Origin of the sequence: Nocardioides jiangsuensis (genome assembly GCF_019679455.1) — a bacterium.
Classification (GTDB): Bacteria; Actinomycetota; Actinomycetes; order Propionibacteriales; family Nocardioidaceae; genus Nocardioides_C; species Nocardioides_C jiangsuensis.
Map to the genome: position 1 here is coordinate 404,188 of NZ_JAIEZQ010000001.1, position 12,641 is coordinate 416,828.

Genomic DNA, 12,641 nt, shown 5'->3' on the forward strand with positions numbered 1-12,641 from the left:
TCGCCCGGCGTTCGACTATGTCGGTGTAGCGTCTGGTTCGTGCATGTCGTCATCATGGGCTGTGGCCGCGTCGGTTCCACTCTCGCCCGCAGCCTCGAGGACCGTGGCCACACCGTCTCCATCATCGACAGCAACCCGGACGCCTTCCGCCGGCTCGGCCCGTCGTTCAACGGCACCAAGGTCACCGGGATCGGCTTCGACCAGGACGTGCTGGACCGGGCGGGCATCGACAAGGCCGACGCGTTCGCGGCGGTCTCCAGCGGGGACAACTCCAACATCATCGCCGCGCGGGTGGCCCGCGAGACGTTCGGGATCCAGCAGGTCGTGGCCCGGATCTACGACCCCGGCCGCGCCGAGGTCTACCAGCGGCTCGGCATCACCACCGTCGCCACGGTGAAGTGGACCGCCGACCAGGTGCTGCGCCGGATCCTCCCGGCCGGCGCCGAGCCGGACTTCCGCGACCCGTCGGGGACGATCCGCCTGGACCAGCTCCGCGTCAACGAGGCCTGGGTCGGCCAGCGGACGGTGAAGTTCCAGGAGCAGTCCGGCAGCCGCATCGCCTGGATCGACCGCCTCGGAGAGGGCATGCTTCCCACCAGGGACACCGTGATCCAGGAGGGTGACACCCTGCACCTGGTGATGCGGGAGGAGAACGCGGGCCGGGTCTACTCGGTCTACAACGACGGGCCGGAGGCCGAGTGATGAGGGTCGCCATCGCCGGAGCGGGAGCGGTCGGACGCTCCATCGCGCGGGAGCTGATCGCCAACGGGCACCGGGTCCTGCTGATCGACAAGAACCCCGAGTCCATCAAGCCCGACCGGGTGCCGAAGGCCGAGTGGCTGCTGGCCGACTCGTGCGAGCTGTCCTCCCTCGAGGAGGCCGGTCTCGAGCACTGCGACGTGGTGATCTCCGCGACCGGTGACGACAAGGCCAACCTGGTCACCGCGCTGCTCGCCAAGACGGAGTTCGGCGTGCCGCGCACCGTCGGCCGGGTCAACCACCCCAACAACGAGTGGCTGTTCACCGAGGCCTGGGGCGTGGACGTCAACGTCTCCACCCCGCGGATCATGTCCGCGCTGGTCGAGGAGGCGGTGACCGTCGGCGACCTGGTCCGCCTGTTCACCTTCCGCCGCGGCAACGCCAACCTGGTCGAGATGACGCTGCCCGAGGACTCGCCGTACGTCGGCAAGCCCACCGGCCTGATCCCGTGGCCGGAGAACACCGCGCTGGTGACCATCCTGCGCGACGGGCAGGTCTACACGCCGTCGGCGGAGCAGCCGATCGAGTCCGGTGACGAGCTGCTGTTCGTCACCGCGGCGGACTCCGAGGAGGAGCTCGAGCGGCTCCTCGCCCCCGTCGAGCACGGCTGACGCGCGCGACGACCGACCGACCGACCGCCGCCGCTCCTGCGGCTGCTGCTCAGGTGAGCGTGGGTTCGCCCTGCTCCGGGTCGACCGGGGTGTGGTTGCGGGCGAGCAGCCACACCATCGCGGCGAGCGCGGCGATCTGGAGCGGCCAGCCCATGACGATCTTCGAGACGCCGAGCGCCGCGACCGCCGCCTCGGGGTCGTAGGCGCCGCTCGTCCCGGCGAGGTAGAGCGGGAGCTGGACCGAGACCCGGATGACACAGGGGGCGACGAGCAGCCAGCTCAGGTTGCTGCACAGCCGGACGACCTGCCGGTCCCGGTGCCACGCGGTCGGGTCGCCGGCGACGCTGCCCACCATGAAGCCGACCACCGGCCAGCGGACCAGGATGGTCAGCGAGATCACCGCCGCGTAGACGGCGTTGTAGAGCACGCCCGGCAGGAAGTAGGCCAGCGCCTGGTCGTTGGCGTCGCCCCCTCCCCGCGCGCTGCGCCACGCGAAGAACGCGCCGATGCCGATCCCGAAGAGCGCATTGATCACGAACTGCACGGTCGAGCGCTGCACGAGCCGCACCACGAGCAGCAGCAGCGCGGCGGCGACGCTGACGCCGAGGGCCACCTCGAGCTGCTTGGTCGAGAGGAACATGACCGTGAAGATCAGCGTGGGTACGGCGGCCTCGAGCATGCCGCGCTTGCCCCCGAGCGCCCGGGACAGCTGGGCGCGGACGACCGCCTCGACGGTCTCCTCCCCCACCGGCCTCTGCGCCGGGCCCTCACCACCGGGGTGGACGGCGTCGCGGGACGGGCCCACCTCGGGATGGCTCACGTGTCAGTACCTCAGCTCGTAGCGCGGGTTGTACATGATCCGCATCTTGTCCTGCGTGCCGACCCGGCCCTCGACCTTCACCGCGCGCCCCGGCTCGATCCCGGCGATGCGACGCCGGCCCAGCCAGACCAGGGTGATCACGCCCGAGCCGTCGTACAGCTCGGCCTCGAGCGCCGGGACGCCGCCGCGGGGGCGCAGGGTGACGGTGCGCAGGCTGCCGCGCAGCTCCACCCGCTCCCGGTCGGCGGCCTCGGCGATGGGGCAGCACCCCGCCTTGACGGTGTGGTCCTTCAGCTCCTTGGCGTCCATGTCCTCGCTACTCGCCCACCGGCTGAGACTGCGACGCAACCGACCCTTCACTTCTGCCATGTCTCCAGCGTAACCACGCCCGGCGCTGCCGCGACGGGGGTCCCGGTGATCACTCCGCGGGGTTCTGCGGCGGCATCGGCTGGGCGTTGGCCGGCATGGTCAGCGGCAGCGGCTCGCCGGGCGCCATCGGGTCGTTGCCGCGCACCACGACCACGTCGCGCAGCGCGGACTCCATGTCCCCGTCAGGGTCGGGCTCCACGGCCGGACGGCCGAGGAAGGTGGCCCGGAGCAGCCAGCGGGGGCCGGCGATGCCCATCACCCGGGAGGGCTGCTGGGCGGCCTGGCCGTCGGGGGTGGTCATCGGCATGAGCACCCGCAGCTCCTTGCCGTACGCGCCGTCCGCCTCGGTGGCGGTGCCGCCGCGGCGGGCGGTCTCGGCGGCGATCTGCTTGCGGATGTCGTCCCAGATGTCGGCGTTGCGGGGTGCGGCGAACGGGCGCAGCTCGACCGCGCCCTCGGGGCCGATCAGCAGCACCGCGGCGACCTGCCGGCTCGCCTCGTCCACCTGGAGCCGCAGCTCGAGCCCGGGCCGTCCGGTGACCACGAGCCCGCCGAGGTCGACCTTGGTCGGGTCCTCCTCGTCGAGGTCCACCTCGGTGGAGTCCCACGGACCCTTCGCCCGCACATCGTCCTCCGCGGGACGCGCGGTCTCGGCGGCCTCCGCGTCGGCCGTCGTCGGCGGTGAGGTCTCGACGTCGTCCCCGGTGGGGGCGTCGGACTGCTTGCGGCGGAACTTCACTGCTTCTCCTCGAAGACGGTGGGGAGGGGCGCGGGGGTGACCGGCTCCCGGCCGGGACCGCTGGCGAAGCCCCCGGTAGAACCGTAACCCCCGTCACCTCGGTCGGAGCCGGGCAGCCGCTCGACCTCGACGAACCGGGCGCGCTCGACCTGCTGCACGACGAGCTGGGCCACGCGGTCGCCACGGCGCAGCCGGACCGGCTCGGCCGGGTCGAGGTTGATCAGCATGACCTTCACCTCGCCGCGGTAGCCGGCGTCGACGGTGCCGGGCGCGTTCACGATGGACACCCCGCACCGGGCGGCGAGGCCTGAGCGCGGGTGGACGAGGGCGACGTACCCGTCGGGCAGCGCGAGGCTGATCCCGGTCGGCACCATCGCCCGCTCCCCCGGCGCGAGCTCGAGGTCCACGGTGGTGGTCAGGTCCGCCCCGGCGTCGCCGGGGTGTGCGTACGACGGCAGCGGGACGTCCTCGTCGAGGCGCCGGATCAGGATCTCCACCATGGTCGCCGACCCTATCGGCAGCCACCCGAGGCACCGGTGGCAGGCTTGTCCCGAGCACCGGCGGACGACCGGGCCGTACCGAGCAGACCAGGACGAGTGAGCGAGTGACCAGCGTGGGCCCCGAGACCACTATGCTGTACGACGAGAAGCTGCGGGTCCCGCTGCGCTGGTGGGTCCAGGCCACCATGTTCCTGGCCAGCATCTGGCTCGCCTTCGTCGTCGCGCTGCCGGCCGCCGTGGCCTGGGGCGCCACCGCCGTCCTCGGGGCCGGGGTGGTCGCGCTGTTCCTCGGCTACGGGGCCGCCCGGGTCCGGGTGGAGCACGGCGTGCTGCACGCCGGCCGGGCGCAGATCCCTGCGCACCTGCTCGCCGCGCCGACCGCACTGGACGCGGAGGCCACGCACCGGGTGGCCGGGCGCGACGCGAACGCGCACGCCTACCTGCTGCTGCGCCCCTACCTCAAGCGGGCCGTACGGGTCACGGTCTCCGACCCCGCCGACCCGGCCCCCTACTGGCTGGTGTCCACCCGGCGGCCGGACGAGCTGGCAGCGGCGCTCGTCGCCGCCGGCGCGCAGGCCGGCTGAGGGGCGCCGTCGCAGCACGGCTCGTAGTACAGGCACCGGGGGCACCGGTTGTGGGCCTGTTCTGCGTACATCTGGGTACCGCACCCCGGACAAGGAAGATCGAGCGCCATGTCTCCATCCTGCCGTGTCGCGGCTCCGTGCGGGGCAGCGACACGGCGCCGGGTGGCAGACTGGCGGTGATCACCCCACTCCACAGGAGGAAGCACTATGGCCTCGGGCTCGAAGGTCTGGACCCTGTACGCACTCGGCGCCACCACGGTGGCGGGCCTCGCCGCCCGCAAGGCGCTGACCACGTCCTGGAAGGTCGCCACGGGGAAGCAGCCGCCGCAGAACCCGGCGCACCCCGACACGTCGTTCGGTGAGGCCGTGATGTGGGCCTCCGTCAGCGGTGTCGCCGTCGGCGTCGCCCGCATGCTGGCCTCGCGCAAGGCAGCGACCTACTACCGCAAGTCGACCGGCCACCTCCCGGCGAACCTGGAGGAGGTCGAGGTCTAGACCTCCCGGCGCGCCCGCGGGCGCGCCGGTACCTCAGAAGACGCCGAAGGCCGGCCCCCGCATCGGGGGCCGGCCTTCGACGTTCGCGCCCGGTCGTGGCCGGGCAACGGGTGGTCTGCTCAGGCGCAGTCGCGGCAGATCATCTTGTCCGCGTCCGCGAGCTGGCTGCGGTGGTGCACCAGGAAGCAGCTCATGCAGGTGAACTCGTCCTCCTGCCGGGGGCGCACCTCGACGGCGAGCTCCTCGTGCGAGAGGTCGGCACCGGGCAGCTCGAACGACTCGGCGGCCTCGGCCTCGTCCTCGTCGACCTTGCCGGAGTTCTTGTCGTGGCGGCGAGCCTTGAGCTCCTCGAGGCTCTCCTCGCTCTGCTCTTCCTCGGTCTTGCGAGGTGCGTCGTAATCAGTTGCCATAGTCGTCTCCTGCCCCCTGTTACCAGTGGGTGCCGTGCTCACAAGTCATGGGCGATCAAGTCGTGCGGATTGTGCACCATCGGAGGCCGTCTTCGCACGCCCATTCCACATGGTGTCGCCAGTCTCACAACGACCCGTCCATCGCGCGCGTTCCCGCACACGCGCAGGGGGACAACCGCGCGGCGGGCCGGGCTATTCCCGGTCAGTCCTCCGCGAAGAAACCGCACTCCGCGGCCAGGGCCACGACCTCGTCGAACCCGTCGGCGGGGGCGCACACCACGCACGGCTTGCCGCCCACGCCGGGGCGCGTCTCCAGGCGGGCACCCGCCTCGGTCGCCACCAGCCCGCCCGCGGCCACGTCCCAGGGGTTCAGCCCCTCCTCGACATAGGCGTCGGTCCGCCCGGCGCCGAGGAAGCACAGGTCCAGGGCGGCGGAGCCGAGCCGGCGCACGTCGCGGACCCGGCCCAGCATCGCGGCGACGGCCTGGGCCTGCCGGGCCCGCACGTCGCGCTCGTAGGAGAAGCCGGTGAAGACCAGCCGCTCGGAGACCGGCGCGTGGGCGCGTACGGCGAGGCGCTCGCCGTCGCACCAGGCGCCACCGCCGCGGGTGGCGGTGAAGCACTCGCCGGACACCACGTTGAGCACCACGCCGGCGACGGTCTCGCCGTCCACGGTCGCGGCGATGGAGATCGCGTACTGCGGCAGCCCGTAGAGGAAGTTCACGGTCCCGTCGATCGGGTCCACCACCCAGGTGACACCGCTCGCGGACTCCCGGGCCGCGCCCTCCTCACCCAGGAAGCCGTCGTCGGGGCGGGCGGCCACCAGCCGCTCGTGGATCAGCTCCTCGGCGGCGCGGTCCACCGCGGTGACGATGTCGGTGGGGCTGCTCTTGGTCTGCTCCACCTCGACCCCCTGCCGCCGGCGGTCGCGCACCAGCTCCGCGGCCTCGACGGCCACCGCGCGGGCGAGGTCGAGCAGGGCGTCCTGGTCGTGCCCCACCGGTCAGTCCCTCCCGCACAGCGCCGGGCGCGGGCCGCGCTGGTTGGCGCAGCAGCCGGGCGGGCACACGTCCCACGACGGCTCCAGGGCGCCGACGGAGGCGCGGGTGACGTCCTCGCCCCGCTCCACGGCGGCCCGCTCCAGCAGCAGGTCACGCACCATCGACACGAACCGCGGGTCGACCCCCGCGGTGGCGGCCCGGACCAGCTGCATCCCGAGCTTCTCCGCGGTCGCCGCGGCTTCGGTGTCGAGGTCGTAGATGACCTCCATGTGGTCGGAGACGAAGCCGATCGGGACCACCACGACCGCGCGGACCCCGCCCTCGGCGAGCTCCTCCATCCGGTCGTTGACGTCGGGCTCGAGCCACGGCACGTGCGGGGCGCCCGAGCGGGAGCAGAAGACGAGGTCGCTGGCGTAGCGGTGGCCGGTCTCCTGGCGGACCCGGTCGCCGATCTCGTCCGCGACGCTGAGGTGCTGCGCGACGTAGGCGCCTCCCTCGGGCCCGCTCGCGGCGTTCATCGCCGTCGGGACCGAGTGGGTCACGAACAGCACGTGGGCGTCGTGGCGCACGTCGTCCCCGAGCTCGGCGAGCGCGCTCAGCGTGGCGTCGACCATCGCCTCCACGAAGCCGGGGTGGTTGAAGTAGTGGCGCAGGCGGTCGAGGCGGGGGGCTCCCTCGCCGACCTCCGCCACGGCGTCGTACAGGTTCTCCCGGTACTGCCGGCACCCGGAGTACGACGAGTAGGCGCTCGTCACGAGGCAGGCGGCCCGCGCGATGCCGTCGTCCTTCATCCGGCGCAGCGTGTCCGCGAGGTAGGGGTCCCAGTTCCGGTTGCCCCAGTAGACGGGCAGGTCGAGGCCGGAGGTGCGGAAGTCCTCCTCGACCGCGGCGATGAACGCGCGGTTCTGGTCGTTGATGGGGCTGCGACCGCCGAACAGGAAGTAGTGCTCGCCCACCTCCTCGAGACGCTCGCGGGGGATCCCGCGGCCGCGGGTCACGTTCTCCAGGAAGGGGACCACGTCCTCGGGCTTCTCGGGGCCCCCGAAGGAGACCAGCAGGAGGGCGTCGTACGGCGCGGCGTCAGGAACCATGCGCCCATCTTAGGATTGCCGTCGATGTTCACCCCCTACCGTCGTGTGCTCTCGGTGCCGGGCGCCCTGGCGTTCTCGCTCAGCGGGCTCGTGGCCCGCCTGCCGATCTCGATGGTCAGCCTCGGGGTGGTCCTGCTCGTCTCCACCCGGACCGGGTCCTACGGCCTCGCCGGCGCGGTCGCCGCGGCGTACCTGATCGCCAACGCGGTGTTCGCCATCCCGCAGGGACGGCTCACCGACCGGCTCGGGCAGGTCCGGGTGCTCCCGGTGACGATCCTGGCGTTCACCGTGGCGATGACCCTGCTGATGGTGGCGGTGGAGCGGTCCTGGCCCACGCCGCTGCCGCACGTGTTCGCCGCGCTCGGCGGTGCCGCGCTGCCTCAGATCGGCTCCAGCGTCCGGGCCCGGTGGAGCCGGGTGGTGCCCGACAAGCGGGAGCTGCAGACCGCGTTCGCGTTCGAGGCGGTGGTCGACGAGGTCGTCTTCATGCTCGGCCCGATCCTGGTCACCGTGCTCGCCACCGCGGTGCACCCGCTGGCGGGGCTGGTCGCGGCGGTGGCCTCGGGCCTGGTGGGCACGCTGGCGCTCGCCGCGCAGCGCGGCACCGCTCCCCCGCCGCACCCGCGCGCCCCCGGCAGCCACGGCGCCGGCTCGATGGGCTGGCCGGTCCTCGGGCCGCTGGTCGTGGCCGGCTGCATGCTCGGCGTGCTGTTCGGCGGCGTCGAGGTGGCCACGGTCGCGTTCGCGGAGGAGCTGGGCGCGAAGGCCGCGGCCGGTCCGCTGCTCGGCGTGTTCGCGCTGGGCAGCCTGCTGTCGGGGGTCGCCACCGGCGCCATCTCCTGGCGGTGGCGCAACGCGGTCCGGTTCCGGACCGGGATGCTGGCCCTGGCCCTCGCGCTGGTGCCGCTGCCGTTCGTCGACGGCTTCGCGGCGATGACCGGGGTGCTGTTCCTGGCCGGGTTCGCGATCTCCCCGACCCTCATCGCCAGCGTCGCGCTGATCGAGGAGACCGTGCCCGCGTCACGGCTGACCGAGGGGATCGCGACGATGACCACCGGCATGTACGCCGGCCTGGCGCCCGGCGCCGCGGTCGTCGGCGCGGTCGTGGACCGGCAGGGCGCCTCGGCGAGCTACTGGGTGTCGGTCGTCGCGGCGATGCTCGGCGCGCTCGTGGCCTTCGGCGCGACCCTGCTGCCGAGCGCCCGGCGGGTCACCGGGGAGGGCTCATCGCCCAGCGGATCGTCCGCGTGATCACGACGCCGGCGGCCCGCATCGCCACGGCCTCGGTCAGCGGGAGCCGCGGGATCCGGAGCGGGCGCCGGGCCCAGCGCGGCAGCAGCGCCACGGCCGCCGCGGCGATCGCGGCGTAGGGGCCGCGGGCCAGCAGCGGCAGCGGCGGGTTGAGCAGGATGAACCGGGCCGCCTCCCGCGCCTCCGGGGTCGAGGCCAGCTCGGGCCGGTACTCCTCGAGCGCCGCCCGGAGCTCGGCCTCGGTGCGCGGCGGGTCGACCACCCCGAGCGCCTCCGCGACCCGCGCCGTGTCGGCGACGTAGCCGTCCCGCCCGGCGGCGTCGAGGGGCGCGGCGCCGTACCGCTGGTGGGCGGCGAGGAAGCTGTCCACCTCCGCGACGTGCACCCAGCGCAGCAGGTGCGGGTCGGACGCGGCGTACGGGCGGCCGTCGGGGGCGGCGCCGACCACGGTCGCGTGCACGGCCCGGATCCGCCGCACCATCGCCTCGGCGTCCTCGGCGGTGCCGAACGTGGTCACCGCGAGGAAGTGACTGGTGCGCTGGAGCCGGCCCCAGGGGTCGCCCTTGAACCCCGAGTGGGCGGCGACGCCGGCCATCGCCAGCGGGTGCAGCGACTGGAGCAGCAGGGGCGCGGACCCCGCCGACGAACATGGACGCGTCCCCGTGCACCTGCCGGATCGGGGCGTCCTCGGGGAACCAGCGCGGGCCCGGCGTGTGGTGGATCCGGTCGCGCCGCGCGGGCCCCTCCGGCCCCGCGACGCGGGCGAAGAGCCGCTCACCGAGTCGGTTGCGGACGTCGTGCACGACGGGCAGCGTCACGTTCTCGAGTATGTCCGACGGGTGGTGAGGCCTCCCGTAGCCTCGGCGCATGCACCCGCCGCTCCACGCCGCCGAGCCCGCCGTCACCTGGCGGAACTGGGCGGGTCTGGCCTCCGCCGCCCCGGCCCGGGTCGTCACCCCGGCCGACCCGGACGAGGTCGTGGCGGCGGTCTGTGCCGCCCGTGACGAGGGGCGCCGGGTGAAGATGGTCGGCTCGGGCCACTCCTTCACCGACGTCGCGGTCACCGACGGCGTCCTGCTGCTCCCGGACCGGCTGTCCGGGATCCGGGGTGTCGACCGGGAGGCGATGACCGTGACGGTTCTCGCCGGGACGCCGCTGCACGTGCTCAACGACCGGCTGCACGCGCTGGGCCTGGCCCTGCACAACCTCGGCGACATCGACCGGCAGACCGTGGCCGGTGCGGTCTCCACCGGCACCCACGGCACGGGTGGGCGGCGCGCCTCGCTGTCGGCCCAGGTGACCGCGCTCGAGCTCGTGGACGGCGAGGGCCGGCTCCGTACCTGCAGCGCCGGGACCGACCGCGACCTGTTCGCGGCGGCCCGGGTCGGGCTGGGCGCGCTGGGGGTCCTCACCGCCGTCACCTTCGCGGTGGAGCAGGCCTTCACGCTGGAGGCGGTCGAGGAGCCGATGCCCCTCGACGAGGCGGTGGACCGCTACGACGAGCTGGTCGACGGCAACGACCACGTGGACCTGTACTGGTTCCCGCACACCGACCGAGCGCTGGTGAAGCGCGACAACCGGACCACCGAGCCGCCCCGGCCGCTGTCCCGGTCCCGGGAGCTGCTCGAGGACGTGTTCCTCGCCAACACCGTCTTCGGCTGGGTCAACCGGGCAGGGAACGCGGTCCCGGCGGCGGTCCCCGCGCTGAACCGGCTGTCGGCGCGGGCGCTGTCCGCCCGGCGCTACAGCGACGCCTCGCACCGGGTGTTCTGCTCGCCGCGGACGGCGCGCTTCCGGGAGATGGAGTACGCCGTGCCGCGGGAGGCGGGCATGGAGGCGCTGGCCGAGGTCCGGGCGCTGATCGCGCGGTCGGGCCTGCGGATCGGCTTCCCCGTGGAGGTCCGCTGCACGCCGGGCGACGAGGCGTGGCTCTCCCCGGCGTACCGGCGGGAGTCGGTGTTCCTCGCCTTCCACGTGAACCGGCAGACCGACCACACGGCGTACTTCACGGCGGTCGAGGAGGTGCTGCGGGCGTACGACGGGCGCCCCCACTGGGGCAAGCTGCACACCCGGACCGCCCCCGACCTTGCCTCGGCCTACCCCCGGTGGGACGACGTCGCGCGGGTCCGCGACCGGGTCGACCCGGACCGGGCGTTCGCCAACGCCTACCTGGACCGGGTGCTCGGCGGCTGACCGGGCCGACCGGTCACGTGCTGGCCGACCCGGCGGGGCGAGGCGCCTCCCAGCCCTTGCGCAGCGCCAGCAGCCGCCACCCGGTGCACAGCACCACCGCCGGGATCGCGTAGGCGAACGTGGAGAGCCCGCTGGACTCACCGGCCACCGCCACCGCGGCGCCGACCAACGCGGGCGTCGCGTAGATCTCGCTGCGCAGCACCACCGGCACCCGGCCCGCGAGCAGGTCGCGGGCGACGCCGCCGCCGATCCCGGTGAGCATCCCCATCAAGGCCGCCGGGACCGGCCCGAGGCCGAAGTCGAGCGCCTTGAGCGCACCGGTGACGCAGAACAGGCCGAGCCCGGCCGCGTCGAACACGTTGACCAGCCGCTCCATCCGGCCGAGCGCCGGGTGGAAGTAGAAGGTGACCAGCCCGGCGGCCACCGGAACCATCAGGTACCGCCAGTCCGCGAGCGCCGCCGGGGGGACGGCGCCGATCAGCACGTCGCGGAGGAACCCGCCGCCGAGACCGGTCGTCCAGGCGAGCACCAGCACCCCGAAGATGTCGAGCCCCTTGCGGACCGCGACCAGCCCGCCGGAGATCGCGAAGACGAAGATCCCCACCATGTCGAGGGTGACCAGGAGCGCGCCCGGCTCCACGACCGTAGATTCCATGGGCCGAGGCTACCGAGCAAGCGCGGCGCCACCGGCCGGTGCCTGCGCTTGAAGTAGGCTCGTCCGAACAGCACTCAGACAAGGAGCGGGACACGATGCAGGACCTCACACTCGTGGGGCTGACGGAGGACAGGTCCAAGCTCGTCCTCGTCAGTGACTCGGGTGAGGAGTACGCCCTTCCTGCGGACGCGAAGCTCCGGGCCGCCCTCCGAGGTGACCACGCACGACTCGGCCAGTTGGAGATTCAGATGGACAGCGCCCTGCGCCCCCGCGACATCCAGGCACGGATCCGCTCCGGGGAGACCCCCGAGGCGGTCGCCCAGGCTGCGCAGACCACCGTCGACCGGATCATGGGCTTCGCCGGACCGGTGCTCGCCGAGCGTGCCCACATCGCCGACCGCGCGCAGCGCGCCTCCGTCCGCCGCAAGGCCGGGGAGGGGCCGGCCCGCGTGCTCGGGGACGCCGTGGCCGAGCAGCTGCGGTCCCGCAACGTCGACCCCGACTCCGTCGAGTGGGACGCCTGGCGCCGCGAGGACGGCCGCTGGGCGCTGGTCGCCGACTACCGCCACGGTGAGCGCTCCAAGCACGCCGAGTTCGTGTTCGACGCCCCCGGGCGCTTCGTCGTGGCCGAGAACGACGAGGCCCGTCTGCTCCTCGGCGAGCAGCCCGTCAAGAAGCCGGCCGCGCCGCGTCCCGCCGAGCCCGCCGCCCGCCGGCTCTCTCCGGTCGGCAGCGAGGACGAGCTGCCCCTGGGCGAGGACGTCATCGGCATGGTCTCCCCGCAGGAGCACCGCCCGGTGTCCGCCGACGAGGTCACCGTCGACCTCAGCCAGACCGCCCAGCAGGTACGGCGCCGCTCGGTGCCCGAGGTCGGCGAGCCCGCCGCCGCGACCGGCGACGCCGACTGGATGGCCACCCAGGCGACCGAGCGGCCCGCCGGCCGCCGCGACCCCGAGCCGCGGACCGCGGAGCCGGCGGCGACCTCGCCGGTCGAGACCCCCGTGGAGCAGGCCGACGAGCCCGCCGCCCGGGACGCGGAGCAGCCCGCCGAGGGCGACGAGGCCGCGAAGCCCGAGGCCCCGGCGAAGAAGGGTCGCCGCAACCGCCGCGCCTCGGTCCCGAGCTGGGACGAGATCATGTTCGGTGGCGGACGCTCCGAGTGA

Annotated in this window: 16 protein-coding genes; 7 read left to right on the forward strand and 9 right to left on the reverse strand. The window is 73.8% G+C overall.

Annotation, left to right across the window (positions count from 1 at the left end; translation table 11 throughout):
- The first annotated feature begins 39 nt into the window (after positions 1-39).
- Together K1X13_RS01965 and K1X13_RS01970 are read left to right on the forward strand one after the other, a co-directional pair.
- Positions 40-702: a potassium channel family protein gene (locus K1X13_RS01965; protein ID WP_221023361.1), complete on the forward strand. Its 663-nt coding sequence runs from the start codon at positions 40-42 to the stop codon at positions 700-702.
- Positions 702-1,370, forward strand: coding sequence for a potassium channel family protein (locus K1X13_RS01970; RefSeq protein WP_221023362.1), 669 nt, complete (start codon positions 702-704; stop codon positions 1,368-1,370). Before K1X13_RS01965 ends, K1X13_RS01970 begins: the two co-directional genes overlap by 1 nt.
- Positions 1,371-1,419: 49 nt before the next feature.
- On the opposite strand, the gene K1X13_RS01975 is transcribed toward K1X13_RS01970, so the two are convergent.
- From K1X13_RS01975 to dut, 4 genes are read right to left on the reverse strand one after another with little or no spacing between them, the layout of a single operon-like run.
- Complete coding sequence (locus K1X13_RS01975) at positions 1,420-2,190, reverse strand: DUF3159 domain-containing protein (protein WP_308249336.1); 771 nt, start codon at positions 2,188-2,190, stop codon at positions 1,420-1,422.
- A gap of 3 nt (positions 2,191-2,193) precedes the next feature.
- Positions 2,194-2,559, reverse strand: coding sequence for an OB-fold nucleic acid binding domain-containing protein (locus tag K1X13_RS01980; protein ID WP_221023363.1), 366 nt, complete (start codon positions 2,557-2,559; stop codon positions 2,194-2,196).
- A 49-nt stretch (positions 2,560-2,608) separates the two neighbouring features.
- The gene (locus K1X13_RS01985) at positions 2,609-3,298 is read right to left on the reverse strand and encodes a DUF3710 domain-containing protein (protein ID WP_221023364.1); all 690 of its coding nucleotides are present in this window, start codon (positions 3,296-3,298) and stop codon (positions 2,609-2,611) included.
- On the reverse strand, positions 3,295-3,798 hold the full coding sequence (gene dut, locus K1X13_RS01990) for a dUTP diphosphatase (RefSeq protein ID WP_221023365.1): 504 nt from the start codon (positions 3,796-3,798) through the stop codon (positions 3,295-3,297). Before dut ends, K1X13_RS01985 begins: the two co-directional genes overlap by 4 nt.
- Positions 3,799-3,902: 104 nt before the next feature.
- Between dut and K1X13_RS01995 the strand changes: the two genes are divergently transcribed.
- Together K1X13_RS01995 and K1X13_RS02000 are read left to right on the forward strand one after the other, a co-directional pair.
- Positions 3,903-4,382 (forward strand): DUF3093 domain-containing protein, encoded by a 480-nt coding sequence (locus K1X13_RS01995; protein ID WP_308249337.1) that lies wholly within the window; start codon positions 3,903-3,905, stop codon positions 4,380-4,382.
- Positions 4,383-4,589: 207 nt separating this feature from the next.
- Positions 4,590-4,877, forward strand: a complete 288-nt coding sequence (locus tag K1X13_RS02000) for a DUF4235 domain-containing protein (protein ID WP_221023366.1) — start codon at positions 4,590-4,592, stop codon at positions 4,875-4,877.
- 119 nt (positions 4,878-4,996) lie between these two features.
- On the opposite strand, the gene K1X13_RS02005 is transcribed toward K1X13_RS02000, so the two are convergent.
- The 3 genes from K1X13_RS02005 to K1X13_RS02015 all read right to left on the reverse strand — a co-directional run bounded on the left by K1X13_RS02005 (position 4,997) and on the right by K1X13_RS02015 (position 7,379).
- Positions 4,997-5,287, reverse strand: a complete 291-nt coding sequence (locus tag K1X13_RS02005; RefSeq protein ID WP_221023367.1) for a DUF4193 domain-containing protein — start codon at positions 5,285-5,287, stop codon at positions 4,997-4,999.
- 202 nt (positions 5,288-5,489) lie between these two features.
- Positions 5,490-6,287, reverse strand: a complete 798-nt coding sequence (locus tag K1X13_RS02010) for an inositol monophosphatase family protein (protein ID WP_221023368.1) — start codon at positions 6,285-6,287, stop codon at positions 5,490-5,492.
- Between the two features lie 3 nt (positions 6,288-6,290).
- On the reverse strand, positions 6,291-7,379 hold the full coding sequence (locus K1X13_RS02015; RefSeq protein WP_221023369.1) for a ferrochelatase: 1,089 nt from the start codon (positions 7,377-7,379) through the stop codon (positions 6,291-6,293).
- A 24-nt stretch (positions 7,380-7,403) separates the two neighbouring features.
- Between K1X13_RS02015 and K1X13_RS02020 the strand changes: the two genes are divergently transcribed.
- A complete protein-coding gene (locus K1X13_RS02020; protein ID WP_221023370.1) occupies positions 7,404-8,630 on the forward strand; it encodes an MFS transporter in 1,227 nt (408 codons plus the stop codon).
- Here K1X13_RS02020 and K1X13_RS02025 read toward each other — a convergent pair.
- Positions 8,590-9,225, reverse strand: coding sequence for an oxygenase MpaB family protein (locus tag K1X13_RS02025; protein WP_264082244.1), 636 nt, complete (start codon positions 9,223-9,225; stop codon positions 8,590-8,592). The two genes, K1X13_RS02020 and K1X13_RS02025, sit on opposite strands and share 41 nt — an antisense overlap.
- 272 nt (positions 9,226-9,497) lie before the next feature.
- Here K1X13_RS02025 and K1X13_RS02030 point away from each other — a divergent pair, with 272 nt between their 5' ends.
- Complete coding sequence (locus K1X13_RS02030) at positions 9,498-10,823, forward strand: D-arabinono-1,4-lactone oxidase (protein ID WP_221023371.1); 1,326 nt, start codon at positions 9,498-9,500, stop codon at positions 10,821-10,823.
- Between the two features lie 13 nt (positions 10,824-10,836).
- On the opposite strand, the gene K1X13_RS02035 is transcribed toward K1X13_RS02030, so the two are convergent.
- Positions 10,837-11,478: a trimeric intracellular cation channel family protein gene (locus K1X13_RS02035; protein ID WP_221023372.1), complete on the reverse strand. Its 642-nt coding sequence runs from the start codon at positions 11,476-11,478 to the stop codon at positions 10,837-10,839.
- Positions 11,479-11,573: 95 nt separating this feature from the next.
- Between K1X13_RS02035 and sepH the strand changes: the two genes are divergently transcribed.
- Entirely contained in the window at positions 11,574-12,641 is a 1,068-nt protein-coding gene (sepH, locus tag K1X13_RS02040) for a septation protein SepH (RefSeq protein WP_221023373.1), read from the forward strand.

Excerpts from the sequence above, each read along its gene's own strand:
- K1X13_RS01980 (WP_221023363.1), bottom strand. The coding sequence starts at position 2,559 with ATGGCAGAAGTGAAGGGTCGGTTGCGTCGCAGTCTCAGCCGGTGGGCG.
- K1X13_RS02020 (WP_221023370.1), top strand. The coding sequence starts at position 7,404 with ATGTTCACCCCCTACCGTCGTGTGCTCTCGGTGCCGGGCGCCCTGGCG.
- K1X13_RS02005 (WP_221023367.1), bottom strand. The coding sequence starts at position 5,287 with ATGGCAACTGATTACGACGCACCTCGCAAGACCGAGGAAGAGCAGAGC.
- K1X13_RS02015 (WP_221023369.1), bottom strand. The coding sequence starts at position 7,379 with ATGGTTCCTGACGCCGCGCCGTACGACGCCCTCCTGCTGGTCTCCTTC.
- K1X13_RS02030 (WP_221023371.1), top strand. The coding sequence starts at position 9,498 with ATGCACCCGCCGCTCCACGCCGCCGAGCCCGCCGTCACCTGGCGGAAC.
- dut (WP_221023365.1), bottom strand. The coding sequence starts at position 3,798 with ATGGTGGAGATCCTGATCCGGCGCCTCGACGAGGACGTCCCGCTGCCG.
- K1X13_RS02025 (WP_264082244.1), bottom strand. The coding sequence starts at position 9,225 with ATGGCCGGCGTCGCCGCCCACTCGGGGTTCAAGGGCGACCCCTGGGGC.
- K1X13_RS02000 (WP_221023366.1), top strand. The coding sequence starts at position 4,590 with ATGGCCTCGGGCTCGAAGGTCTGGACCCTGTACGCACTCGGCGCCACC.
- K1X13_RS02035 (WP_221023372.1), bottom strand. The coding sequence starts at position 11,478 with ATGGAATCTACGGTCGTGGAGCCGGGCGCGCTCCTGGTCACCCTCGAC.
- sepH (WP_221023373.1), top strand. The coding sequence starts at position 11,574 with ATGCAGGACCTCACACTCGTGGGGCTGACGGAGGACAGGTCCAAGCTC.
- K1X13_RS01970 (WP_221023362.1), top strand. The coding sequence starts at position 702 with ATGAGGGTCGCCATCGCCGGAGCGGGAGCGGTCGGACGCTCCATCGCG.